The organism is Streptomyces sp. NBC_00236, assembly GCF_036195045.1.
Taxonomy (GTDB): Bacteria; Actinomycetota; Actinomycetes; order Streptomycetales; family Streptomycetaceae; genus Streptomyces.
The window spans coordinates 6,935,405-6,958,556 of the sequence record NZ_CP108100.1 but is presented as its reverse complement, the minus strand read 5'-3'; the positions used below and the strand labels follow the sequence as shown (position 1 = coordinate 6,958,556).

Annotated in this window: 21 protein-coding genes; 6 read left to right on the top strand and 15 right to left on the bottom strand. The window is 71.7% G+C overall.

Translation table 11 applies throughout. The annotated features are described in order from the left end of the window. Positions 1-5: 5 nt before the first annotated feature. A complete protein-coding gene (locus tag OG446_RS31040; protein ID WP_328897109.1) occupies positions 6-1,613 on the bottom strand; it encodes an AMP-binding protein in 1,608 nt (535 codons plus the stop codon). Then, positions 1,610-3,286, bottom strand: a complete 1,677-nt coding sequence (locus tag OG446_RS31035) for an AMP-binding protein (protein ID WP_328897108.1) — start codon at positions 3,284-3,286, stop codon at positions 1,610-1,612. Before OG446_RS31035 ends, OG446_RS31040 begins: the two co-directional genes overlap by 4 nt. A 150-nt stretch (positions 3,287-3,436) precedes the next feature. Here OG446_RS31035 and OG446_RS31030 point away from each other — a divergent pair, with 150 nt between their 5' ends. Then, entirely contained in the window at positions 3,437-4,279 is an 843-nt protein-coding gene (locus OG446_RS31030; protein WP_328897107.1) for a helix-turn-helix transcriptional regulator, read from the top strand. Positions 4,280-4,281: 2 nt separating this feature from the next. On the opposite strand, the gene OG446_RS31025 is transcribed toward OG446_RS31030, so the two are convergent. Continuing rightward, positions 4,282-5,436, bottom strand: a complete 1,155-nt coding sequence (locus tag OG446_RS31025; protein WP_328897106.1) for a winged helix DNA-binding domain-containing protein — start codon at positions 5,434-5,436, stop codon at positions 4,282-4,284. A gap of 129 nt (positions 5,437-5,565) precedes the next feature. Between OG446_RS31025 and OG446_RS31020 the strand changes: the two genes are divergently transcribed. Then, positions 5,566-6,444, top strand: a complete 879-nt coding sequence (locus OG446_RS31020) for a DMT family transporter (protein WP_328897105.1) — start codon at positions 5,566-5,568, stop codon at positions 6,442-6,444. 60 nt (positions 6,445-6,504) lie between these two features. Here OG446_RS31020 and OG446_RS31015 read toward each other — a convergent pair whose 3' ends face one another. The 3 genes from OG446_RS31015 to OG446_RS31005 form a co-directional block, all read right to left on the bottom strand. Continuing rightward, complete coding sequence (locus OG446_RS31015) at positions 6,505-7,089, bottom strand: TerD family protein (protein ID WP_148021658.1); 585 nt, start codon at positions 7,087-7,089, stop codon at positions 6,505-6,507. 101 nt (positions 7,090-7,190) lie between these two features. Further along, a complete protein-coding gene (locus tag OG446_RS31010) occupies positions 7,191-8,456 on the bottom strand; it encodes a CaiB/BaiF CoA transferase family protein (protein ID WP_328897104.1) in 1,266 nt (421 codons plus the stop codon). Positions 8,457-8,737: 281 nt separating this feature from the next. After that, positions 8,738-8,968, bottom strand: coding sequence for a DUF6296 family protein (locus OG446_RS31005; RefSeq protein ID WP_328897103.1), 231 nt, complete (start codon positions 8,966-8,968; stop codon positions 8,738-8,740). Between the two features lie 275 nt (positions 8,969-9,243). On the opposite strand from OG446_RS31005, the gene OG446_RS31000 reads away from it, so the two are divergent. Next, entirely contained in the window at positions 9,244-9,696 is a 453-nt protein-coding gene (locus OG446_RS31000; protein ID WP_328897102.1) for a DUF5709 domain-containing protein, read from the top strand. Between the two features lie 130 nt (positions 9,697-9,826). Further along, positions 9,827-10,195: a nuclear transport factor 2 family protein gene (locus tag OG446_RS30995; protein WP_327172834.1), complete on the top strand. Its 369-nt coding sequence runs from the start codon at positions 9,827-9,829 to the stop codon at positions 10,193-10,195. Between the two features lie 111 nt (positions 10,196-10,306). Here the strand turns inward: OG446_RS30995 and OG446_RS30990 are convergent, their stop codons facing one another. From OG446_RS30990 to OG446_RS30965, 6 genes are all read right to left on the bottom strand, one after another. Next, positions 10,307-11,692, bottom strand: a complete 1,386-nt coding sequence (locus OG446_RS30990; RefSeq protein ID WP_328897101.1) for an LLM class flavin-dependent oxidoreductase — start codon at positions 11,690-11,692, stop codon at positions 10,307-10,309. Then, positions 11,676-12,485, bottom strand: coding sequence for an ABC transporter ATP-binding protein (locus OG446_RS30985; protein WP_328897100.1), 810 nt, complete (start codon positions 12,483-12,485; stop codon positions 11,676-11,678). Before OG446_RS30985 ends, OG446_RS30990 begins: the two co-directional genes overlap by 17 nt. Further along, positions 12,461-13,378 (bottom strand): ABC transporter permease, encoded by a 918-nt coding sequence (locus tag OG446_RS30980; RefSeq protein ID WP_328897099.1) that lies wholly within the window; start codon positions 13,376-13,378, stop codon positions 12,461-12,463. The genes OG446_RS30985 and OG446_RS30980 overlap by 25 nt, the downstream gene beginning before the upstream one ends. After that, the gene (locus tag OG446_RS30975) at positions 13,375-14,442 is read right to left on the bottom strand and encodes an ABC transporter substrate-binding protein (protein ID WP_328897098.1); all 1,068 of its coding nucleotides are present in this window, start codon (positions 14,440-14,442) and stop codon (positions 13,375-13,377) included. The genes OG446_RS30980 and OG446_RS30975 overlap by 4 nt, the downstream gene beginning before the upstream one ends. Before the next feature lie 41 nt (positions 14,443-14,483). Beyond that, positions 14,484-14,996 (bottom strand): flavin reductase family protein, encoded by a 513-nt coding sequence (locus OG446_RS30970; RefSeq protein ID WP_328897097.1) that lies wholly within the window; start codon positions 14,994-14,996, stop codon positions 14,484-14,486. A 327-nt stretch (positions 14,997-15,323) separates the two neighbouring features. Continuing rightward, positions 15,324-16,592 carry an ROK family transcriptional regulator gene (locus tag OG446_RS30965; protein ID WP_328897096.1) on the bottom strand — a complete coding sequence of 423 codons (1,269 nt, stop codon included), beginning with the start codon at positions 16,590-16,592 and terminating at the stop codon, positions 15,324-15,326. 539 nt (positions 16,593-17,131) lie between these two features. Here OG446_RS30965 and OG446_RS30960 point away from each other — a divergent pair. Then, positions 17,132-19,540, top strand: a complete 2,409-nt coding sequence (locus OG446_RS30960; protein WP_328897095.1) for an endonuclease/exonuclease/phosphatase family protein — start codon at positions 17,132-17,134, stop codon at positions 19,538-19,540. Positions 19,541-19,565: 25 nt separating this feature from the next. Here OG446_RS30960 and OG446_RS30955 read toward each other — a convergent pair whose 3' ends face one another. The 3 genes from OG446_RS30955 to OG446_RS30945 are packed head-to-tail and all read right to left on the bottom strand — an operon-like array spanning position 19,566 to position 22,000. Continuing rightward, entirely contained in the window at positions 19,566-20,486 is a 921-nt protein-coding gene (locus OG446_RS30955; RefSeq protein ID WP_328898470.1) for an alpha/beta fold hydrolase, read from the bottom strand. 36 nt (positions 20,487-20,522) lie between these two features. After that, positions 20,523-21,770 (bottom strand): beta-ketoacyl-[acyl-carrier-protein] synthase family protein, encoded by a 1,248-nt coding sequence (locus OG446_RS30950; RefSeq protein WP_328897094.1) that lies wholly within the window; start codon positions 21,768-21,770, stop codon positions 20,523-20,525. Continuing rightward, positions 21,767-22,000, bottom strand: a complete 234-nt coding sequence (locus OG446_RS30945) for an acyl carrier protein (RefSeq protein WP_328897093.1) — start codon at positions 21,998-22,000, stop codon at positions 21,767-21,769. Before OG446_RS30945 ends, OG446_RS30950 begins: the two co-directional genes overlap by 4 nt. 278 nt (positions 22,001-22,278) lie before the next feature. Between OG446_RS30945 and OG446_RS30940 the strand changes: the two genes are divergently transcribed. Continuing rightward, positions 22,279-23,007, top strand: coding sequence for a nitroreductase family protein (locus tag OG446_RS30940; protein WP_328897092.1), 729 nt, complete (start codon positions 22,279-22,281; stop codon positions 23,005-23,007). The last annotated feature ends 145 nt before the right edge of the window (positions 23,008-23,152 follow it).

Genomic DNA, 23,152 nt, shown 5'->3' with positions numbered 1-23,152 from the left:
GCCGTCTACCGGCCGTAGTTCTCCCGCAGTTCGATCTTGCGGACCTTCCCGCTGACCGTCATCGGGAAGGTCTCCATGATCCGGAGCAGGCGCGGCACCTTGTAGTACGCCAGCTGCTCGGCGCAGAAGGCCTTGACCTCCTCCAGGCTCGGCGGATCGGCCGGGTCCGAGGGAATGACGCAGGCCAGGATCTCCTCGCCGTACCGCTCGTCCGCGACACCCACCACCTGCACGTCGGCGATCTTCGGGTGCCGGTAGAGGAACTCCTCGACCTCCCGGGGATAGACGTTCTCACCGCCCCGGATGATCACGTCCTTGATCCGGCCGACGATCTGCACATAGCCGTCCTCGCGCATCACCGCGAGGTCCCCGGTGTGCATCCAGCGCCCCGCGTCGATCACCTCCGCGGTCCGCTCGGACTGCTCCCAGTAGCCGAGCATCACGCTGTAGCCGCGGACACACAGTTCGCCCGACACACCGCGCTCCAGCGTCGCCCCGGTCGCCGGGTCGACGACCTTGACCTCGATGTGCGGCATCACGCGGCCGACCGTGCCGGTGCGCCGCTCCAGGTCGTCGTCGCGACGGGTCTGGGTGGAGACCGGCGAGGTCTCCGTCATGCCGTAGCAGATGGACACCTCGTCCATGTGCATCTCCGCGACGACCCGCTTCATCACCTCGACCGGGCAGGGTGATCCGGCCATGATGCCGGTGCGCAGCGAGGAGAGGTCGTACGAGGAGAAGGCGGGGAGGTTCAGCTCCGCGATGAACATGGTCGGGACGCCGTACAGCGAGGTGCAGCGCTCCTGTTCGACGGCGGCGAGCACGGCTGCCGCCTCGAAGGCGGGCGCGGGGATCACGATGCAGGCGCCGTGGGAGGTGGCGCCGAGGTTGCCCATGACCATGCCGAAGCAGTGGTAGAAGGGCACCGGGAGACAGATCCGGTCCTGTTCGGTGTAGGCGACCAACTCACCGACGAAGTAGCCGTTGTTGAGGATGTTGTGGTGGGAGAGGGTGGCCCCCTTGGGGAAGCCCGTCGTGCCGGAGGTGTACTGGATGTTGATCGGGTCGTCGCAGGACAACGCGGCCTCGCGGGCGGCGAGTTGCCCGGCAGTCACCGATCCGGAGACGGCGATCAGCTCGTCCCAGGAGCGGTCGCCGATGTAGTGGACGGCGCGCAGGGCGGGGCAGTTCGCCCGTACCTCGTCGACCAGGGCCCGGTAGTCGCTGGTGCGGTGCGCACGCGAGGCGACCAGCAGGGAGATCCCGGCCTGCTGGAGTACGTACTCCAGCTCGTGTGCCCGGTAGGCGGGGTTGATGTTGACCATGACGGCGCCGATGCGCGCGGTCGCGTACTGGACGAGCACCCACTCCGGGCAGTTGACCGCCCAGATGCCGACCCGGTCGCCCCGGTCCACGCCCGAGGCCATGAGCGCGCGGGCCAGTTCGTCGACGGCCGCGCCGAACTCGGCGTAGGTCCAGCGCCGCCCGGACGGTACGTCGACGAGCGCCTCCCGGTCCGGGTACGCCTGGACCGCCCGGTCGAGGTTGCGTCCGATGGTGTCGCCGAGCAGGGCGGTGGTGCCGGTGCCGTGGGCGTAGGACGGCTCGGTCATGTCAGGTCCCCCTCGCTGTACTCGGTGCCGCCGCCCTGGGCGGTGCGCTCGCGCAGCTCGATGCGGCGGATCTTCCCCGAGACGGTCTTGGGCAGCTCGGCGAACTCCAGCCTGCGGACCCGCTTGTACGGGGCGAGCACGGCCCGGGAGTGGGCGAAGAGCACCTTGGCGGTGTCCGGTCCGGGCTCCCAGCCCTCGGCGAGCACGATGTACGCCTTCGGGACGGAGAGCCGCACCGGGTCGGGGGCCGGTACGACGGCGGCCTCGGCGACCGCCTCGTGCTCCAGGAGTGCGCTCTCCAGCTCGAACGGGGAGATCTTGTAGTCGGAGGCCTTGAAGACGTCGTCGGCGCGGCCGACATAGGTGATGTAGCCGTCGACGTCACGGGCGCCGATGTCGCCGGTGCGGTAGTAGCCGCCCGCCATGGCCTCGGCGGTGCGGTCCGGGTCGCCGTGGTATCCGGTCATCAGGCCGACCGGGTGGCCCGAGAGGTCGAGCGAGATCTCTCCCTCGACGGCTCCGGGCTCCCCGCTGACCGGGTCGAGGAGGACGACCTTGAAGCCCGGGCTGGGGCGGCCCATCGAACCGGCCTTGAGGACCTGGCCGGGGGTGTTCGCGACCTGGACGGCGGTCTCCGTCTGGCCGAAGCCGTCGCGGATCGTGACGCCCCAGGCACGCCGGACCGTCTCGATGACCTCGGGGTTCAGCGGTTCGCCCGCCGCGACGACCTCGCGCGGCGGGGTCGCCAGCTGGGAGAGGTCGGCCTGGATGAGCATGCGCCAGACGGTGGGCGGGGCGCAGAAGCTGGTGACGCCGGAGCGGTCCATCTCGGCCATCAGCCGGCCGGCGTCGAAGCGGGTGTAGTTGAAGATGAAAACGGTCGCCTCGGCGCTCCACGGGGCGAAGAGGTTGGACCAGGCGTGCTTGGCCCAGCCGGGCGAGGAGATGTTGAGGTGGACGTCTCCGGGCTTGAGCCCGATCCAGTACATCGTCGACAAGTGGCCCACGGGGTAGGAGACGTGGGTGTGCTCGACGAGCTTGGGGCTGGCGGTGGTGCCCGAGGTGAAGTAGAGCATCAGGGGTTCGTCGGCGTCGGTCTCGCGGTCCGCCGTGAAGGTCTCCGGCTGTTCGTCGGCCCCGGTGTAGGAGATCCAGCCCTCGGTGTCGGCGCCCACGGAGATCCGGGTGTACTCGCCGGGCACCTCGTCGAACTTGGCGGTGTCGGCGTCCCGGACCAGGACGTGGCGGACCCGGCCGCGCTCGACCCGGTCGCGCAGGTCGACGGGGCCCAGCAGCGGCGTCGCCGGGATGACGACGGCGCGCAGCTTCATCGCGGCGAGCGCGGTCTCCCAGAGTTCGGTCTGGTTGCCGAGCATGACGAGGATGCGGTCGCCCTCGCGCACCCCCTGGGCGCGCAGCCAGTTCGCGGCCTGGTTGGAGCGGGCGGACATCCGGGCGAAGGACACCTCGGTGCGTCCGCCGTCCTCCTCCACGATGTGCAGGGCAGTGCGGTCGTTGCCCTCGGCGATGACGTCGAACCAGTCGAGCGCCCAGTTGAAGTGGTCGCTGCGGGGCCAGCGGAAGCCCTCGTAGGCCGCGGTGTAGTCCTCGCGGTGCCGGAGCAGGAAGTCCCGGGCGGCCCGGAACGTCTCCGTCGAGCTGGATGCCGACATGTGCCCTCCTCATTGCGGACCGGACCGGACGGGTCACGGTCTCGGCCGGTCGCTTAACATCATGTAAACAGTGACCCAGCTCTCACCACCCCCGAACGGGGGTGCCACGGGGAATACGGTGTTCCCGGAGCCGGGTGGAGAGGCGTCAGCGTGCCGGAATCGGTCGATGCGGTCGAGATGCAAGCGGCGCTGCTGCGGCTGCGCCGGACGAGCGGGCTGCCCGTGGCGTTCGGCGGGCTGCTCTCCGACACCCGCCACGCCAGGATCGCGGAGCTCAACGGGGCACAGACCACGGCCCTGCGCGGACTCGTGATCTCGGCGGGAAGCGGCCTCGGCGGCAAGTCGATCGCCCTGTCCCGGCCGTGCGCGGTGACCGACTACCACTCCTCACGCCACATCAGCCACGAGTACGACCTGGCCGTGGCCGCGGAGGGCCTGCGCTCGGTGGTGGCCGTGCCCGTCGTCGTACGCCGCAAGGTGCGGGGCGTGCTGTACGGGGCGCTGCGCGAGCCCATCGGTCTGGGGGACCGTACGTTCGACGCGGCGGTCGCGGCGGCCCGCGACGTGGAGCAGGCGCTGGCCGTGCGCGACGAGGTGCAGCAGTTGCTCGCCGTCACCCGGGAGGAGGTCACCGACCCACGGGCGGTGCCCGGGGCGTGGGAGGACGTCCGGGAGGCGCACCGCGAGCTGCGCGCTCTCGCGCCCAAGGTCGTCGACCCGGCGCTGCGGGAGGAGTTGCTCGCGGTGTGCGGGCGGCTCGCCGCCGCGGCGGGTGCCCGGGCGCCCAGGTCTCGCGATGTCCAGCTGGCGCCGCGCGAGGTGGACGTCCTCGCCTGTGTCGCGGCGGGCGCCACGAACGCGGTGGCGGCGGACCGGCTCGGGCTGCGGCCGGAGACGGTGAAGGGGTATCTGCGCGCGGCGATGCGGAAGCTGGGCGCGCACACCCGGCTGGAGGCGGTCGTCGCGGCCCGGAGGGCGGGTCTGCTGCCGTAGGTTCAGTCGCCGAAGTCGACGAACGAGGCGAAACGGACGTCACCGACGTTGCCGTCGGTGGCCGCCTTCGTCATCACGGAGAGCAGGGCCACGGCCTCGTCCGTGACCTCGTCCCGCTCCGCCGCGGTGAGCGGGCGCAGCTCCTGCACGGTGACCGTCGCCGGCGCACCGGCCGCGCCGGACTCCAGCCGCCAGACGGCCGCGAGGAATCCGTCGACCAGCACGGTGCCGTACGCCTGGTTTCCCACCCCGTTGCGTCCCTTGAGCGGCAGCGGGATCACCCGGGTCCGGTCCGCATGGCCGAGCAGGACGTTGTCGAACTCGGGCAGGAAGCGCGGCGGGGCGGGGGTGTCCTCGTCGGGGCGCGGGGCGTCGGGCAGGTCGAAGAGTTCGACGCCGTTCTCGTCCCGGAAGGTGACCAGCTGTGGGCGGAGCCGTTCGAAGACCTCGCGCAACCGGGTCAGCCCGGCCCAGGACTGCATGTCCTTGACCGAGGCGGGTCCGAAGGCGGCGAGGTAGCGCAGCACGGTGCCGTCGGGCGCGGGGACCGGAGCGGAGGGTCTGCCGAGCCAGTGCTCCGCGGTGGTCAGGGCGACCTGGCCGCTCTTGCCCCACACCCCGCGCGGGGTGATCTGGACGAGGGGCAGCAGACAGCGCGCGGCCGTGCTCAGCGCCTGCGGGTCCGCGTCCGGCCACTCGGTGAGCAGCCTTTCGCGGATCTCCTTCGGGGTGCGGGGCGCCTCCTCGACGTACTGCCTGCTGAGGTCCCTCAGCCGGTCCAGGTCCACGCCCACCAGCCCCTTCCGGAAGATCCTGAGCTCCCGGTCGCGGGCCTCCTGGACGAGGGGCCGCAGGGTCAGGGCGTCGTCGGCGGTGTGGGTGTGGATGGTGGAGCGCAGGGTGACGATGCGGACGAGGTCGCGCGACTCCATCAGCCCGGCGAGTTCGGCCGGATCGAAGCCCTCCAGCCGGGCGAGGAGCTGGTAGTACGGCGGTTTGGTGTTCTGCGCCTGGAGTCCCACGAGATGGCGTACGGCGTCCTGGGCGCTCATCGTCGTACGACGGAGCAGGAGTTGGCGCTCCAGGGTGGCGCGCCCCAGCGCCCGCGGCGAGAGCACGGGAGCCTGGGCGGCTGAGGTCTTCTTCTTGACGGCCATGGACGGCACGCTACGCGGCCATGCGGTCAGGTTCCGTCCTGATGGTGCGACTTCCCCCGGGCCGTCCCTCCGCCATGCCGCTGCCGACGGGTTCCCGGATTGCGTGCCGGGCGCCCGCATCATGGTCCGGTGATCAGCGTCCTGTTCGCCGTCCTGACCGCGCTCAGCAACGGTGCGGCCTCCGTCCTCCAGCGTCGTGCCGCGAGCACCGCCCCCGACAGCGACGCGATGCGGCTGTCCCTGATCGGCCATCTGCTGCGCCAGAAGGTGTGGTTGGCCGGCATCGGCCTGGTGATCGTCGCCGCCGTCTGCCAGGCCGTGGCGCTGGCCACCGGCCCCATCGCCGTGGTGCAGCCGATCTTCGTGATCGAACTGCCGGCGACGCTCCTGATGGCCGGCTCCGTGATGCGGGTGCGGCTGCCGCGGCCGGTGTGGTCCGGCGTGGCGGCCGTGACGTTCGGTCTGGCCCTCGGCATGGCGTCGGCCGCTCCGGGCGGGGGCAGCGCGAGGGTGCACGGGGCCGCGTGGGTGCCCGCGCTGATCCTGACCGGTCTGTTCGAGGCGGCGCTGATCGGGGCCGCTCTGGCCACCCGCGGCAATCCCCGGGCGGCGCTGCTGGGCCTGGCCGCCGCTTGTGCGTACGCGTTGACCGCAGCCCTGATGAAGGACGCCATGGCCCGGCTCGACGAGGGCGGGGCGGCGGCGCTGTTCACGTCCTGGCAGCTCTACGGCACCGCGGTGGCGGGCGTCGGCGCGTTGTTCCTGCTGCAGAACGCGCTGCAGGCGGGGACGCTGGTCGCGGTCCAGCCGTGTCTGACCCTGGGCGATGCCCTGATCAGCATCCTCTACGGGGTGACCCTGTTCGGCGAGGACCTGCGCACCGGCTGGTGGGTGATTCCGGAGCTGCTGGCGCTCGGCCTGATCGCCGTGGGCTGCGTGGCACTGGCGCGCTCGCCGCTGGCCTCCGGGAACGCGACGGCCCCGGCCCGTGCGCGGCGCGTCGACTGAGACGCCGCGTACGGGCCGGGGCCGGGGCGCTCACGCCGGACGCCTGCCAGTGGCCGTTGGCTACTTGCTGACCGCGAAGCGCATCAGGGCCTGCTCGTCGCCCTGCTTGATCTTCCCCGTCTCGTTGATCACCTCAAGCTTCCAGCTGCCGCCGACCCGCATGGCCTTCGCCACGGCGCAGCCGTTGTCGTTGCTGAGCAGGCTCGGCCAGATGTCGGCGACCTGCTGGGTGGTGCCGCCCGTCGCGTCGTACACCTTGAAGCTGATGTTGCGCGCGCTCTGGAAGGAGCTGTGCTTCTTGTACGCGGCGGCGATGAAGACGATGGACGTGATGTTGGGCGGCACCCGGGCGAAGTCGACGGTCACCGTCTCGTCGTCACCGTCACCGTGCCCGGTCTGGTTGTCGCCGCTGTGCACGAGCGCGCCGTTGGCCAGCGGGTCGAGGGAATCCAGGCCTGCCAGCCGGACGGGCTCCGCGCCCTGCATCGCGATGGCGATCAGGTCGAGGTCGGTGCCCTTCTTCTGACGGAGCTTGCCCATCAGTCCGCCACTGGCACCGACCGTGGGGTCCCAGGACACCCCGATGGACAGGTGGGTCACCCCGTCCAGATCCGCCGGGCCGTCTTCCTTCTTCAACGTGATCATGCGTGATCCTCTTCGTGGCGAGATTCCTACAGGTCGAGTGTGCCTGGTGTCCTCCGGATGCATCCCATCAGGGGCAAAATTTCGACCAAGTGTTGGACGGCTCAGGACGAATTGTCCTGCGTCGGCATGATGTCGTCGGGTGCGGCGTCGTGATAAGGACCCGCGGTCTCCACGACGCCGCGGGCGCACAGCCGCTCGATGTCGGCCGCGCTGCGGCCCAGACCGGCGAGGATCCGCTCGGTGTGCCGGCCCGCCGCCGGCACCGGGTCCATCCTCGGGGCGACCCCGCCCAGGTCCACCGGCGGGAGGAGTGCCCGTACGGGCCCAGGGGCGCCGGGCACGGATACGTCACGCCAGCGTTCGCGTTCGATGAGCGCGGGATGGTCGAGGAACTCCGCGACGGAGTTCACGCCGGCGTTGGCGATCGCCGCCCGGTCCAGTAGTTCCCCGGCCTCCTCGCTGCCGAGGTCCGCGAACCGTGCGGCGACGATCGCGTTGAGCTCCTCGCGGTGGGCGACCCGGTCCGGGCCGGTGCGGAACCGGGCGTCGTCGACGAGCCCGGGCAGACCGAGGACGGTGACGCACAGGGCGTCCCACTCGCGCTCGTTCTGGATGGAGAGCATCACGTCCTTGCCGTCGGCGGCGGTGAACGGCCCGTACGGCGCGATCGTGGCGTGCTGTGCGCCGATCCGCGGCGGCTGGGTACCGCCGTAGCGCGTGTAGTACGCGGGCTGGCTCATCCACTCGGCGAGCGCGTCGAACAGGGAGACCTCGACGGTCGGGGCCCGGCCGGTGGTGGCCCGGGTGAAGAGGGCGGACAGGATGCCGCTGTACGCATACATGCCGCCGGCGATGTCCGCCACGGAGATGCCCGAGCGCGCGGGCTCGTCGGGCGACCCGGTGATCGAGAGCAGTCCGGTCTGGCACTGCACCAGGAGGTCGTACGCCTTGCGTCCGGACCACGATCCGCTCGTGCCGTAGCCGCTGACCGTACAGGTGATGAGGGAGGGGTGCCGGGCCTGGAGGGCGGCGGCGCCGAGTCCCATCCGGTCGGCCGCGCCGGGGGCGAGGTTCTGTACGAACACATCGGCTGTGGCGATGAGTTCATCGAGGATCTCGCGCCCCTCGGGCGCCTTGAGGTCCAGGGTCAGGGACTCCTTGGAGCGGTTGAGCCAGACGAAGTAGCTGGCCTGGCCGTGCACGGTGGTGTCGTAGCGGCGGGCGAAGTCACCGCCGCCGGGACGCTCGACCTTGATGACGCGCGCGCCGAGGTCGGCCAGCTGACGGGTGGCGAAGGGCGCCGCGACGGCCTGTTCCAGGCTGACGACGGTGATGCCCGCGAGCGGAAGCGGATGCGGTTCGGTCATGCGCACATGATCCCGGGGCGGTGGTCCGCAGGGGTGAGGGCCGCCGCCCGCTCAGGCGGTTAGGGCGTGTTTCGGAAGTAGCGCCGTCCGCCCGGAGGGCGGGCTCGGCGGCGTCTGGTGCGTGCGATCGCAAGGCGGAGGGTCGCCCCGATACTGGTTGTATCGGGGTGATCCCGACAACGCGGCGAGCGTGCGTGCCAGACGCCGCCGAGCAGGCGGGACTTTCGAAACACGCCCTAGCGGGCGGTGGTCGCCGCGGGGGTGCGGGCGGCCCGGCCGGCTCAGGCGGTCGGGCCGGGCGCGACCAGCGGTGTCCCGAGGAGCTGGTGCCCGCCGCTGGCGAGCATGCGCACCTCTCCGCGCTCGCTGATCTCCGCGCGGACGATCCCGGTCTCGTCCTCGTACACCGGGTATCCGCCCGCCCCGGACTGTGCGGTCCGCCGCACGATCACCGTGTCGTCCTCCACGGCGGACGACTGGAACACCAGCTGATAAGTCTCGGGGTAATCCATGACGGCCTCTCCACGACGGCCTTCGGCGGGCTGTGCGGACCGGGCTGCGAACGGGCTGCTCACGCGGCGCCCGTCCGTCCGGCCCGCACCTTCCATGGTCTCGCACACCGGCCGTCCCCGCCCGTGCACGGCCGCACGGTGCGAGCCCCGGCCCCGGCTGCCTATCCTGAAGGGGTATGGGAGAAGTTCAAGGCAATCGGGCCGCTACGGCCCTTTGCTCCCGCGTCGTACGGCAGGCATGGCCCGGGATCCCCGACACCGGGAAGGGAATCGTCATGGAAGGTGCCGACCGGGGCGACGATGTGTACCAGCCCCAGCAGCCGGAGGCCTCCGACCCCGTCGAGCAGCTGGACGCGGCGGACACCCTCGACGACCGGCAGCTCGCCGACGTCCTGGACGAGGGGTACTCGCCTCCCGAGCGGCCGTGGGTCGTGGAGGACCGGGGCACCACCGGGTCCGAGCAGCTCAGCGGGGAGACGCTGGAGGGCCGGCTGGCCCGTGAGCTGCCCGAGACCGCCGATCCGCCCGGCGACGACGACGGCGACCTGTCCGACGGGGACGGCGAGCCGCGGGACGCGGAGGTCGGCGACGTACGCGCCGGACGGCTCACCCGTGAACTGGACCTGAACGAGCCGGACAGCATGGCGGGCGAGGACGTCGGGATCGACGGAGCGGCCGCGTCCGCCGAGGAGGCGGCCATGCACGTCATTCCGGACGCGCAGCTGTAGGCCCTGCCGGACCGCCTCCGCCGCCCTTACCCCGGAGGTAATCGACGCTCTCCACCCCGTCCGGCATCGTGTTCCTCACCAGCACAGCGCTCCCGGCCCAGCGGCCGGAGCCGAGGGAGAGGACCCCACGATGACCGCATACGACGAGGCCGTCCAGCGTTACTTCGCCGCCTGGAACGCCGCCACCGCCGAGGAGCTGGAGAAGGCCGTCGCGGCGGCGTTCACCGAGGACGCCACGTACACCGACCCGCTGGCCGACGTACGGGGACACGAGGCCCTGGCCGCCGCCATCAGCGGTGCCCAGCAGCAGTTCCCCGGGTTCTCCTTCCGGCCGGCCGGTGCCGTGGACGGGCACCATGCCCTGGCCCGCTTCAGCTGGGAACTGGTCGCCGCGGCCGACGGCTCGGCGCCCGTCGCCGGTTCGGACGTGATCACTCTGGCCGACGACGGGCGGATCAGCTCGGTCAGCGGCTTCCTGGACCGGGTGCCGGTCTCCTGAACTGCCCGCCCGGGCGGTGGTCACCGGTGCGTGCCGGATTCCGGTTCGGGGCCGTCCGTGACGGGCCCACGGCACGCACCCACGGTCAAGCCCTTCATCACGGACAGTCCGTCACCGGGCCTCCGCCAGGCCGATACCGAAGTGGCCCTCACCGCGGTCGACGGTCTCGAAGAGCCGGTTGGCGGGCCGCGGCAGCCCGTAGTGTCCGCGCAGGGTGCTCGCGGTGTACTCGGTGCGGAAGAGGCCGCGTTCCTGGAGGATCGGGACGACCCGGTCGACGAAGACCTCCAGGCCGGAGGGGAGGACGGCGGGCATGATGTTGAAGCCGTCGGCGGCCCCGCTGTCGTACCAGTGCTCGATGGTGTCGGCGACCTGCTCGGCGGTGCCGGCGAAGGTGCGGTGACCGCGGCCGCCACCGAGCCGGCCGATCAGCTGACGCACGGTCAGCTTCTCGCGCCTGGCCAGCTCCACGATGAGGGTGTAGCGGCTCTTGGCACCCTCGATCTCGTCCTCGGTGGGAATGTCCTCGGGGATCTCCGCGTCGAGGTCCAGGTCGTCCGGGGCGATCCTCAGTGTCCGGGCGAGCTGCCGCTTGGCGTACTCGGGGACGATGAGGTTCTCCAGCTCGGCGTCGAGCGCCAGGGCCTCGGCCTCGGTGTCGCCGATCACGGGCACGATGCCGGGCAGGATCTTGATGCCGTCGGGGTTGCGGCGGATGAGCTCGGCGCGCTGCTTGACGTCCTTGTAGAAGGCGATGCCCTCCTCCAGGGTCTGCTGGGCGGTGAACACCGCCTCCGCGTAACGGGCCGCGAAGTCCTTGCCGTCCTCGCTGGACCCGGCCTGCACGAGCAACGGATAGCCCTGCGGGGGCCGTTGTACGTTGAGCGGGCCGTCGACGCGGAAGAACTCCCCACTGTGGCCGATCTTCCGTACCCGTTCGGCCAGGGCGTGGACGCCGCGTTCCTTGTCGGCGATCACGGCGTCGTCGGCCCAGCTGTCCCAGAGCTTGGTGGACACCTCGACGAACTCACCGGCGCGCCGGTAGCGGTCGTGGTGCAGCGGGGTGTCGTCCAGGCCGAAGTTGCGGGCCGCGTCGGCGCCCGCGGTGGTGACGATGTTCCAGCCGGCCCGGCCGCCGGAGACGTGGTCGAGCGAGGCGAACCGGCGGGCCAGGTTGTACGGCTCGTTGTAGCTCGTCGAGGCGGTGGCGATCAGGCCGATGTGACGGGTGGCCCCGGCCAGCGCGGTGAGCAGGACGGTGGGCTCCAGCTTGGCGGAGGGCCGCCGGCCGGGGTCACCCATCAGGACGGGGCTGTCGGCGAGGAACACCGAGTCCAGCCTGCCGCGTTCGGCGATCCGGGCGAGGTTCTTGTAGTGCTCGATGTCGGAGTTGGCCTCGGCCGGACTCTCGGGAAGCCGCCAGGACGCCTCGTGATGACCGGTGGACATGAGGAACGCGTTGAGGTGCAGCTGCTTGCGGTCAGGCGTGCGGGACATGGGCTTCCTTCTGCTGCTCGGAAAGGGTCGGGGTCTGCGCCACACCGAGGGCGGTGAGCAGCGTGTCGCGGTACTCCTGGAACCGGGGGTCGCGGCGGGATCGCGGGGTGGGCAGGTCGACCGTGAGATCGACGGAGATCCGGCCGTCCTCCAGGACCAGCACCCGGTCGGCGAGTTCGACGGCCTCGTCGACGTCGTGCGTGACCAGCAGCACCGCGGGACGGTGGCGATCGAAGAGTTCGCGCAGCAGTCCGTGCATCTTGATCCGGGTCAGCGCGTCCAGGGCGCCGAACGGCTCGTCGGCCAGGAGGAGTTCGGGCTCCCGGACCAGGGCGCGGGCCAGTGCGGCGCGCTGCTGCTCACCGCCGGACAGCTCGTGCGGCCAGGACCGGTCGCGGCCCTCCAGGCCGACCTCGGCCAGGGCGGTGAGGCCGCGCTCGCGCGCCTTGGGGCCGCGCAGTCCGAGGGTGACGTTGTCGATCACCCGGAGCCAGGGCAGCAGCCGGGAGTCCTGGAAGGAGAGCGAGACCCGGTCGGGGACCGTGAGTTCGCCCGATCCCTCGACGGTGTGGTCGAGCCGGGCGACGGCCCGCAGCAGGGTGGACTTGCCGGAGCCGCTGCGGCCGAGCAGCGCGGTGAACTCGCCCGGCGCGACGGTGAGATCGAGCTCCTTGAGGATGTCGCGGTCCCCGAACCGGCGGACCAGCTTCCTGGTACGGATGGCGGGACGTTCCCCGACCGCCGTCGTGCCGGTCCCGTGGACGGGGTTCAGCCCGCCAGAGTGCGTCGCCATGACAGGACCTTCCTCTCGACGGCGCGGACCGCCGCGTCCGATGCGAAGCCGAAGATCCCGTAGGCCACCAGGCCCACGATGATCACGTCGGACTGGGCGTACTGCTGGGCCTGGAACATCATGTAACCGATGCCGCTGGTGGCGTTGATCTGCTCGACGACGATCAGTCCGAGCCAGGACGCGGTGACGCCGAGGCGCAGTCCGACGAAGAAGCCGGGCAGCGAACCGGGCACGACGACCTTGCGGATGAACTGCGCGCGGCTCAGGTCGAGGCCCTCGGCCAGCTCGACGTACCTGCTGTCGATGCCGGTCAGCGAGGCGTACGTGTTGATGTACATGTTCACCGCGACGCCGAGCGCGATGACGGTGACCTTCATCTGCTCGCCGATGCCGAGCCAGAGGATCAGCAGCGGGAGCATGGCCAGGGAGGGGATGGCGCGCTTGATCTGGAGCGGCCCGTCCAGCAGGTACTCGCCGGTGCGGCTGAGCCCGGCGGCGACGGCGAGGAGGACCCCGGCGGTCACCCCGAAGAACAGGCCCAGTCCGGCGCGCTGGAGCGAGATGAGGACGTTGTCCTGGAGCCGGCCGCTGGAGACGAGATCGGACGCGGTGGAGAGGACCGTGCCGGGTCCGGACAGGATCCTCGGGTCGAGGTAGCCGATGGCCGAGGCGAACCACCACAGGGCGATGACCAGCACGGGGCCGATCAGCCGCCCGAAGGGAACGGCACGGCCGGGGCCGAGCCGCCGGCGGGTGGCGGCGCGGGGTGCGGGCGGTTCCGGCTTCGTCCCGGGCGCCCGCCCGTCGGCCGGCTCGGCCGCGGTCTTCTCCAGCGGCACGTCGGCCGTACTCACGCGGTCGGCGGTGGCGGTGTTCGTCAGCACCTCGGTCATGACGTCTCCCGGTACTGGGCGGCCACGGCCGCGGCCGCGATCCCCTCGAAGCGGCGGTCGAACAGTGCGGCGGCGTCCTGCTCCGGTACGAAGCCGCCGTCGGCCAGCAGGTCGGCGGTCTCCTGCTCCCATGCGATCGCCTTGTCCCAGCTGACCGGGAACTGCGGCTTGTGGAGTGAGGCGACGATGCGCTTGCCGTCCTCCCGGGTGACGCCCTGGTCCTTCACGTAGTACGTGTCGATCCACTCGTCGGTGTTCTCCCAGGCCCAGGTCTGACCGCGGGCCCACAGCGGGATGAAGCTGCGGACGGCGGCCACCTTGGCCCGGTCGTTCAGCACCTCGTTGGGCGCCCAGAGCACCGAGAGCAGGTCCACCACGTCGGTCGTCACCCCGCGCGCCCCGTCCTTCTCGTACTGGGCGAGGTACTTCGTGAGGGTCGGTTCGCCGAGCGGCGCCACGTCGACCTGCTCGGACTGCAGGGCGGTGAGGAACTGGGTGCTGGGCAGGGCGACCAGTTCGACGTCCTCATTGGCGATGCCCGCCTGCTTCAGTGCGCGCAGGACGACGACGCCCTGCGCCTGGCCCTGGGAGAAGCCGATCTTCTTCCCGCGGAAGTCGGCCACGGACCTGATGTCCGAGCCGGGCGCGGTCGCGAAGACGTACGAGGGATGGTTCCGCACCTGCACGGCGACGATCTTCGCTCCGACGCCGATGGCGTGGGCCTGGATCGGCGGAATTCCGGCATTGATCGCGAGGTCGATGGAATGGGCCCGGAATCCCTGGATGATATCGGGACCCGCAGCCAGATTGGGCCACTGCGAAACGGTGAAGGGAAGTTCCTTCCGCAATCCGGCGGGACCCAGCTGGAGTTGCGTGGACCGGACGGCTATGGAGAGTTTCGTACCCGGCGGCGGCGCCCCCGAGGGGAGTTTCCCTGCGGGCTCGGCGCTTGCCGCTGTCTTGACCTGGGGTGAGCAGGCGGCAAGACCGCCGATGACCGCTCCTCCGGCGAGGGCGAGAAACGACCTGCGGCCGACGGTCCTGTACGAGTCGTGGCGTGCCATGGTGAATTCCTGATCCGTAGTCTTTTGGAGTGGGCCGGCTGTCAGAGGGAGTGGTAGGCGCCGTCGTGGAAGAGCAGCGGGCTGCGTCCCTCGTCGAGCCGGACGTCCACCACCCGGGCGATGACGATGCGGTGGTCGCCGGCCGGGACGATCTGCTCGGTCTCCAGCCGCAGCCAGCCGGCCACCCCGTCGAGCACCGGCTCGCCCTCCGGCAGACGGCGCCAGCGGGTGGGGGCGGCGAACCGGTCGATGCCGCTGGTGGCGAAGGTGGTGGCCAGGGACCGCTGTTCGGCGCCGAGGAAGTTCACGACGGTGGTGCGGGCCCGTTCGATGTGCGGCCAGGACGAGGTGCCGGTCCCGATGCCGAACGACACGAGCGGCGGGTCGAGCGAGAGGGAGCTGAGCGAGGTTGCGGTGAAGCCGATCGGGCCGTGGCCCGCGTCGGCGGTGACGACGACCACTCCGGCGGGGTAGCGGCGGAACGCCTGCTTGAACCGGTCCGGGGCGACGCCCTTCGCGGCGGGCGCCAGATATGAGTGCGCGGTGATGGTCAACGTCTCTCCCGTGATGGAAAGCGGAACAAAATGGCAGGGGGATGCGACAGGTGAATACACCTGTGCGGGGCGAGGCGCGCGACGGCGCGGAACTCTCACCCGAATTCAGCGGATGGTTATCGGGGCCCCGGACAGGGGCGACAACACCGACACCATGCGCACACACGGGACGGCACGACGGGGCGGAAGGCGCGCGTCACCGAGGACGCGTCTCCTGAATTCCGCTGTCGGCTGGTCATGAATCCATCATCCCGTTCCGATTCGGGCCCGGTCAACAATGCAACTGTCTGAATTAAGTCGGATACGAGGGCCGGGGTTGAAGGGGCGTCAGGAAACCGCGGGCAGCGCCGGCCAGGGGCCGAGCGGGTCCACGTACAGCGCACCGAGCGCCACCGCGCCACCGGCTGTGGCCAGCACGGAGCCCGTGAAGCTGGAAGGGACGACGGCTCGCTCCGGGTCGTCGCAGACCCACGAGCGCTCCGCCACCTCCGCCCGCAGATCGGCCAGACACTCCGGGATCCGGCCCGCCCCGGGCTCGACCACGACGAGCACCTCCGGATCGAACACGTCCAGCAGCAGGGCCGCCGCCCGGCCGACCAGCCGCGCCCGCCGGCGGAACAGCGCCACCGCCCGCGCGTCACCGGCCAGCGCCTGTTCCAGGAGCTCCGGGAACGAGCCGACGTACAGCCCCCGCGCCGCCGCACGCCGCACCATGGCGCGCTCCGACACCTCCGACTGGAGGCACCCGGACCGCCCGCAGGAGCACGGTTCCGCACCGCCCGTCCCGCCCGCGCCGAGCGGCAGATGCGCCACGCTGCCGGCCCCCGAGCGCGGGCCCCGATGCACGGCCCCCTCGGTGGCGAAGGCCGCGTCCACCACGGCGCCGACGAAGAGCAGGACGGCGCTGCTGCGGGTCGACTCCTCGCCGAACAGCTGCTCCGCCCGGGCCAGTGCCCGGGAGTGGCTGTCCACGTGGACCGGCAGCCCGGTCGCGGCGGAGAGGATGTCCCGGGCCGGCACATCGCGCCAGCCGAGCTGCGGATGGGCCACGATGACCCCGGTCACAGGGTCGACCCGGTGGCCGGTGGCCAGGCCGAGGGCGAGCACGGTGCGTCCGCCGGCGTGCGCGGCCACCAGCCGGGGCAGCCGGGCCGCGAGTCCGGCCAGCATGGAGCGGGGTTCGGTGGTGCGGTGCGGCTGCCGGTCCTCGGCGACGATCCGGCCCCGCAGGTCCATCAGGGAGACGGTGGAGTGGGCTACGGCGATGTGCGCGCCGGCCACCAGGAAGCGCGCGGTGTCGACCTCGACGGGGACGTGCGGCCGGCCGAGCCCCTTGGGGCCGGATGTCTCCGCGCTCTCCCGGACCAGCCCGCGGGCGAGCAGCCGGCCTACGTGCCCGCTGACGGAGGCGGGCGAGAGGCCGGTGAGCCGGGCGACGGTGGAGCGGGCGACCGGCCCGTGGTCGAGGATCGCGCCGAAGACGGAGCCGGTGCCGGCGAGCCGGCGGCCGGGTGCGGCGGCGGGTATGTCGGAGCGGCGCAGCGGGGTGGGGCGGTCCTTGTGAGGGCGGCGGACGGGCGCAGACAGACTCTTCACAGTGTCTTCCAGGTCCTCGGTGGCAGCGGTTGACGCGGTGCGTGCTCCGGTACGGAGCTCGGGGCAGGCCGTCTGCGGCGCGGGGCCGGAGGGTGCTGCCTCTTCCGTGGAGAGAGACCGTGCGAGGAAACCGGGGCGGGCGTGGGCCCCTCGGCGCGGGCGTGGTGCTCTCAGACGCGGTGACACACGGCGGAGCACACACGCTTCAGGTCGATATGACCTCGCGTCGTCAGGTGTGCGGATCGCTGCATGCCGCGCAACGTAGCCGGACCGGCTCAACCCGGTCAAACCCTCACCGCATCCTGGACACCTCTGCGCAGGGCGGGCGTTGCCCCGGAGTTGCGGGGCATGACGGGAGTACGGCAGGCATGTGAACAGCGGGTCCGGAAGCGGGCAGGGGCACGGCGTCGGAAGGGCCGGGCGGCGCCCACCCGGCAGGACCGGGGAACGATTTCTGGAATTAACCTCTGATGCCTTGTCATCGCCGGTTCTACGCGCATAGCTTGTGCTCCCTCACCACACTCTGAGGGGCAGTATCCGTGCGCATATCCAGATCCCGTTCCGTCCTGCTGGCCGGCGCGGTCGCCGTGACCCTCTCGGCGACCGCGCTGCCCGCCGCCTTCGCGGCACCGTCCTCGACCGCCGTGATCTCCGAGGTGTACGGCGGCGGCGGGAACTCGGGGGCGACGCTGACCCGCGACTTCGTCGAGCTGGCCAACTCCGGCTCCGCCGCGTACGACCTGTCCGGGTTCAGCGTCCAGTACCTTCCCGGTGCTCCGTCCGCGGGCTCGCTCTGGCAGGTCTCCGCGCTGACGGGTTCCGTCGCGCCCGGCGGCCGCTATCTGGTCGCCCAGGCCGCGGGCACCGGTGGCACCGTCGCCCTGCCCGCACCGGACGCCACCGGTACGGTCGCCATGTCCGCCGCGAGCGGAACCATCGCGCTGGTCTCCGGCACCACTCCGCTGACCTGCAAGACAGCGGCCGACTGCGCCGCCGACACCCGCATCGTCGACCTGGTGGGCTACGGCTCCGCGGTCGTCCGGGAAGGCAGCGGCCCGGCCACCGGCGCCTCCGCCACCGCCTCCGTGGCACGCGCGGCCTCCCTCTCCGACACCGACGACAACGCCGCGGACCTGGCCGCCGCACCCCCCACCCCGGTCAACGCGGCCGGCCTGACGTCCGGCGGCGGCACGGACCCGGGTGACCCGGGCAACCCGACCGAGCCCGGCACCGTGCGCGTGCACGACATCCAGGGCACCACCCGTGTCTCCCCGCTGGACGGCAAGGCGGTGACCGGGGTGCCCGGCATCGTCACCGCCGTGCGCACCACGGGTTCGAAGGGCTTCTGGATCCAGGACGCCGCCCCGGACGCGGACCCGCGCACCGGCGAGGGCGTGTTCGTGTACACGGGCTCCACCGCCCCGGCGGTCGCGGTGGGCGACTCCGTCCTGGTCAGCGGCACGGTCGACGAGTACTACCCGTCGGCCACCACGCAGTCCATCACCGAGATCACCGCCCCCAGGACCACGGTCCTCTCGTCGGGCAACGCCCTTCCGGCACCGGTGGTGCTCGACGCGGCCTCGGTGCCCGACGCGTACGTGCCCTCGGCGGGCGGCGCCTCCATCGACGCGCTGCCGCTGGAGCCCTCGACGTACGCCCTCGACCTCTACGAGTCCCTCGAAGGCACCCGCGTACAGATCGCCGACACCCGCGTCACGGGGGCCACGACCTCGTACGACGAGATCTGGGTGACCGTCGAGCCGAAGCAGAACCCGACCGTGCGCGGCGGGACGCTGTACTCCTCGTACACCGACCAGAACACCGGCCGGATCAAGGTGATGTCGCTCGACACCACGCGGCCCTTCCCGGTCGGGAACGTCGGCGACGTGCTGTCCGGCACCACCACCGGTGTGATCGACTACGCCTCGTTCGGCGGCTACAACCTCCAGGCGACCGAGCTCGGCACGCTCACCGACAACCACCTGCGGCGCGAGGTCACCCGGAAGCAGAAGGGCGGCGAACTCGCCGTCGCCACGTACAACGTGGAGAACCTGGACGCGCTGGACGAGCAGGCGAAGTTCGACACGCTCGCCGAGGGCGTCGCGGTGAACCTCTCCTCCCCCGACATCGTCTCGCTTGAGGAGATCCAGGACGACAACGGCGCGGTCAGCGACGGCACGGTCGGCTCCGAGGCGACGCTGAAGCGGTTCACCGACGCGATCGTCGCGGCGGGCGGACCCCGGTACGCCTGGCGCTATGTCGCCCCGCAGGACGGCCAGGACGGCGGCGAGCCCGGCGGCAACATCCGCAACGTCTTCCTCTTCAACCCGCACCGGGTCTCCTTCGTGGACCGGGCGGGCGGCGACGCGACGACCGCCGTGGCGGCGGTGCCGACGCGGAAGGGCGTGACCCTGTCGGTGTCGCCCGGCCGCATCAACCCGGCGAGCGAGGCCTGGTCCGACAGCCGCAAGCCCCTGGTCGGCGAGTTCCGCTTCCACGGGAAGCCGGTGTTCGTCATCGGCAACCACTTCGCCTCCAAGGGCGGCGACCAGCCGCTGCACGGCCGCTACCAGGAGCCGTCGCGCAGCTCCGAGACGAAGCGGGTCCAGCAGGCCGCGGAGGTCAACACCTTCGTGAAGTCCCTGCTGGCGGCGGACAAGTCGGCGCAGGTCGTGACGCTCGGCGACCTCAACGACTTCGCGTTCTCGCCCACGATGTCCGCGCTGACCGCGGGCAAGGCCCTCAAGCCGCTGATCACCACGCTGCCGGCGAACGAGCAGTACAGCTATGTGTACGAGGGCAACTCGCAGACGCTGGACCACATCCTGACGAGCCCCGGTGTCCGGCGCTTCGACTACGACGTGGTGCACATCAACGCGGAGTTCGCCGACCAGGCGAGCGACCACGACCCGCAGATCGTGCGGATCAAGGTCGACGGCCGCCGCTGATCCCGTGATCGGAGGGCCGGGCGGCTCAGCCGCCCGGCCGTGGCAGGACCGGACCTGCCGCGCCCGTGCGCGGGCGCGGCAGCGAGGCGAGCGGCCGCAGTGCGGGCGCGGCCTCCAGGGGGCGGTCGGTGAAGAACCGGGCGACGAGGTCCGCCACGTCGTCGGGCCGTTCCAGCACGACCCAGTGGTCGGAGTCGCCGATCGTCAGGAAGCGGCTGCCCTCGATCGTCTCCGCGAAGACGCGCTGCCGTTCGGGCGAGGTCACGGTGTCGTGCTCACCCGCGAAGACGAGCGCGGGCACTCCGCTCAACCCGCCGGAGAAGTCGGGCCGGTGAGCCAGCGCCCGGCGCAGCGACCGCTCCGCGTGCGGGGAGTGGGTGAGCGCGTGCGCGAAAGACCGCCGGACGTAACGGAGGGCGAGTTCCCTGCGGTGGACCGTCCGCCCCGGGTCCAGGCACATCAGCGCCTCGGCGGCCAGAGTGGCCAGTCCCTCCACGTCCCCGGCCCTCAGCCGTTCGACCGCTTGGCCCCACTGGCTCCGCTGGGCGTCGCTGATGTGCGCGGGTACGCCGCCGAGGGCCAGCCGGGCGATCCGGCCGGGGTTGCGCCGGGCGCAACCGAACGCGATCGCCGCACCGTAGGAGAACCCGAAGAGGTTGACCCGGGCCACGCCCAGGTCGTCGATGATGCCCGCGACGGCGGCGTACAGGAGGTCGTCGCCGGTGCCGGGCGGCAGCGGGTCGGCGCCGCCCATCCCGGGCAGGTCGGCGGTGACGACCTGGGCGTGCGGGCCCAGGTGCTCGTCCAACTGCGGCCAGCCGTACATCCCCTGGAGGGCGCCGCCGAGGACGACGACCGGTTCGGTGCGGGGCGAGGGCTGCGTCAGGACGCGGTAGCTGTAGCGCAGCCCCTGCACCGACAGGTTCCGGATGATCTCTTCGGGCATGGTCATCGGTGCTTGGTCCTTACGTCCGCCGCGCGGTCAGGCCCTGGTGAGGACGAGTGCGGCGTTGTGCCCGCCGAAGCCGAGCGAGGTCTTGACCGCGGCGTCGAACGCACCCGCCCTGGCCTCCTTGCTCACCACCTCGATGGGGATCTCCGGGTCGGGGGCGTCGAGGTTGACCGTGGGCGGTACGAGCTGGTGCTGGAGGGCGAGCACGGTCAGCGCGGTCTCGATGCCGCCCGCGGCGCCGAGGGTGTGGCCGGTCATCGCCTTGGTCGACGTGACGAGGGGGTGCTCGCCCAGGACGCGGCGCAGCATCGTCGCCTCGATCAGGTCGTTCGCCACGGTCGAGGTGCCGTGGGCGTTGACGTGGCCGATGTCGGCGCCGGCCAGCCCGGCGTCGGCGAGTGCGGTGCGCAGGGCCCGTTCGATGCCGCGGCCGTCGGGGTCGGGGGCGACGGCGGAGTACGCGTCGCTGGAGGCCCCGTAACCGGCGATGTGGGCGCGGACGGTGGCGCCGCGGGCGGCGGCGTGCTCGGGACGTTCCAGGACGAGAAGGCCGGCACCCTCGCCGACGACGAAGCCGTCGCGGTGGGTGTCGAAGGGCCGGCACGCCGCCTCGGGGTCGTCGCGCCGGGTGGAGACGGCCTTCAGCCGGCAGGCGCTGGCGATCAGCAGCCGGGAGCAGACGGATTCGGCGCCGCCCGCGACGACGATGTCGCAGGCGCCGGTGCGCAGCATCTGGTGGGCGGTGCCGATGGCGACGGTGCCGGAGGAGCAGGCGGTGGAGACGGCCTGGCTCGGGCCGTGGGCGCCGAGATCGGTGGCGACGCTGCTGGCGGCGCCGTTGACGACGGTGAGCGGGGCCAGCTTCGGCGAGACCCTGCGGGCGCCGCGCTCGGTGAGGGCGGTGTGCTGCTCGTCGTAGAAGGGCAGCCCGCCGTGCGCGGAGCCGATGACGACGGCGACACGGCCGCTGTCCCAGACCGAGGGGTCGAGTCCGGCGTCGGCGACGGCCTCACGGGCGGCGATCACGGCGAGCTGCGAGAAGCGGTCCATGAGCCGCTGGGCGGCGATCCCGAGCAGGGCCTTCGTGTCGAGACCCGTGATGGTGTACATGAAGTCACAGGGCAGGTCGTGGAGTTCGGGCCGGTGCAGGACCGAAGGAGCCTCGGCGGCCCCGGACACCCCGCGCCAGGCGGCGGCGGTGCCGACGCCGGCCGCGGTGACCAGGCCGATGCCCGTGACAGCGGCGGAGAACGGCTCCGGCCGGTAGCGGGCCGTCATGCCGCGGCCTTGCCGTGCACGGCGTCGACGAGTTGGGCGACGGTGTCGCGCGAGGTCAGCTGGACGTCGTCGAGATCGACGCCCAGCCGGTCCTCGATGAGGAGCCGTAGTTCCTCCAGGGCCAGGGAATCCAGCCTGAGCTGACGGAGTGACGCCTCGGGCCGGATCGCCACCGGGTCGGTTCCGAAGTTCGCCACCAGCAAGGTGCTGATCTCGTCTGCCGTACTCATGGGGGCACTCCTCCGCTGTCGTACGCGGTGACGCCATGCCGCGTGGGGTGTGCCTGCCATCGGGGGACGCCGGCTGGTCCGGAGGAACCTTTTATACGCCCTGCCGGCGGCGGGTCCGGTCCGCGTTCCCCCGTGCGGTGGGGGGTTGTCCAGGTGTGCGATTTGGCCGGGGCGCGGCAAGGGGCGGAGGCGCGGGCGGGGCCGGCGCGGCGCACGCCCTTCACAGGCCGGCCAACGGGCCTCCTCAAGGCCGGGCTTCGCCCGTAAACTCCGCGATCATGAAGATCGAAACGACTCAGGCAGCCGGAACGGCCGAGGCCGAGGCCCTGTTCTCCACCATGTCCACGATGCGCGCGATGCGCCGACTCAAGCCGGAGCCCGTCCCGGACGAGACGCTGGAGCAGCTCATACAGGCCGCCGTCTGGGGCCCCAGCGGCGGGAACATGCAGTGTTACGAGTACGTGGTCGTGACCGACCGTGAGGTGATGGCCCGTCTGGCTCCGCTGTGGAAGCGGTGCGTGGACGCGTATCTGGCGACGACCGGGAAGTACGCGCCCAAGGGCATGGACGACGCGGCGTACGGCCGGATGGTCGCCGCGATCGAGTACCAGCGCGACCACTTCGCCGACACACCGGCACTGATCGTGCCCTGCTACCGGTTCCCGGAGCCCCGGATGGAGGAGGAGGGCCTGGCCGCCTACGCGCAGGCGCTCGGCCCGGCGGGGGTCGAGCACATGATGAGCACACAGACCCGCTTCCAGGCACTCGCCGAGGGCTCCTGCGTGTACCCGGGGGTCCAGAACGTCCTGCTCGCGGCCCGGGCGCTCGGGCTGGCGGCGAACATCACCATCTGGCACCTGATGCTGGAACAGGAGTGGAAGGAAGCACTCGGCATCCCCGAGGACATGCGGACCTTCGCGGCCATTCCCGTCGGATGGCCGCAGGGCAACTTCGGGCCGATCCGGCGCCGCCCGGTGGCCGACGTCATCCACCGCGACCGCTGGTAGGACCAGGCGTCCGGACCCCGCCCCGGCGGCGGGGTCCGGAGGGCATTTCCTTCCTTCGCGGGAGCCTCAACTCCATTGGGATGAAAGGGAGTTCGACACGCCCTGCAATGTTTGTCATGCCCTTGGCGGGTCGATAGCCTGAGCG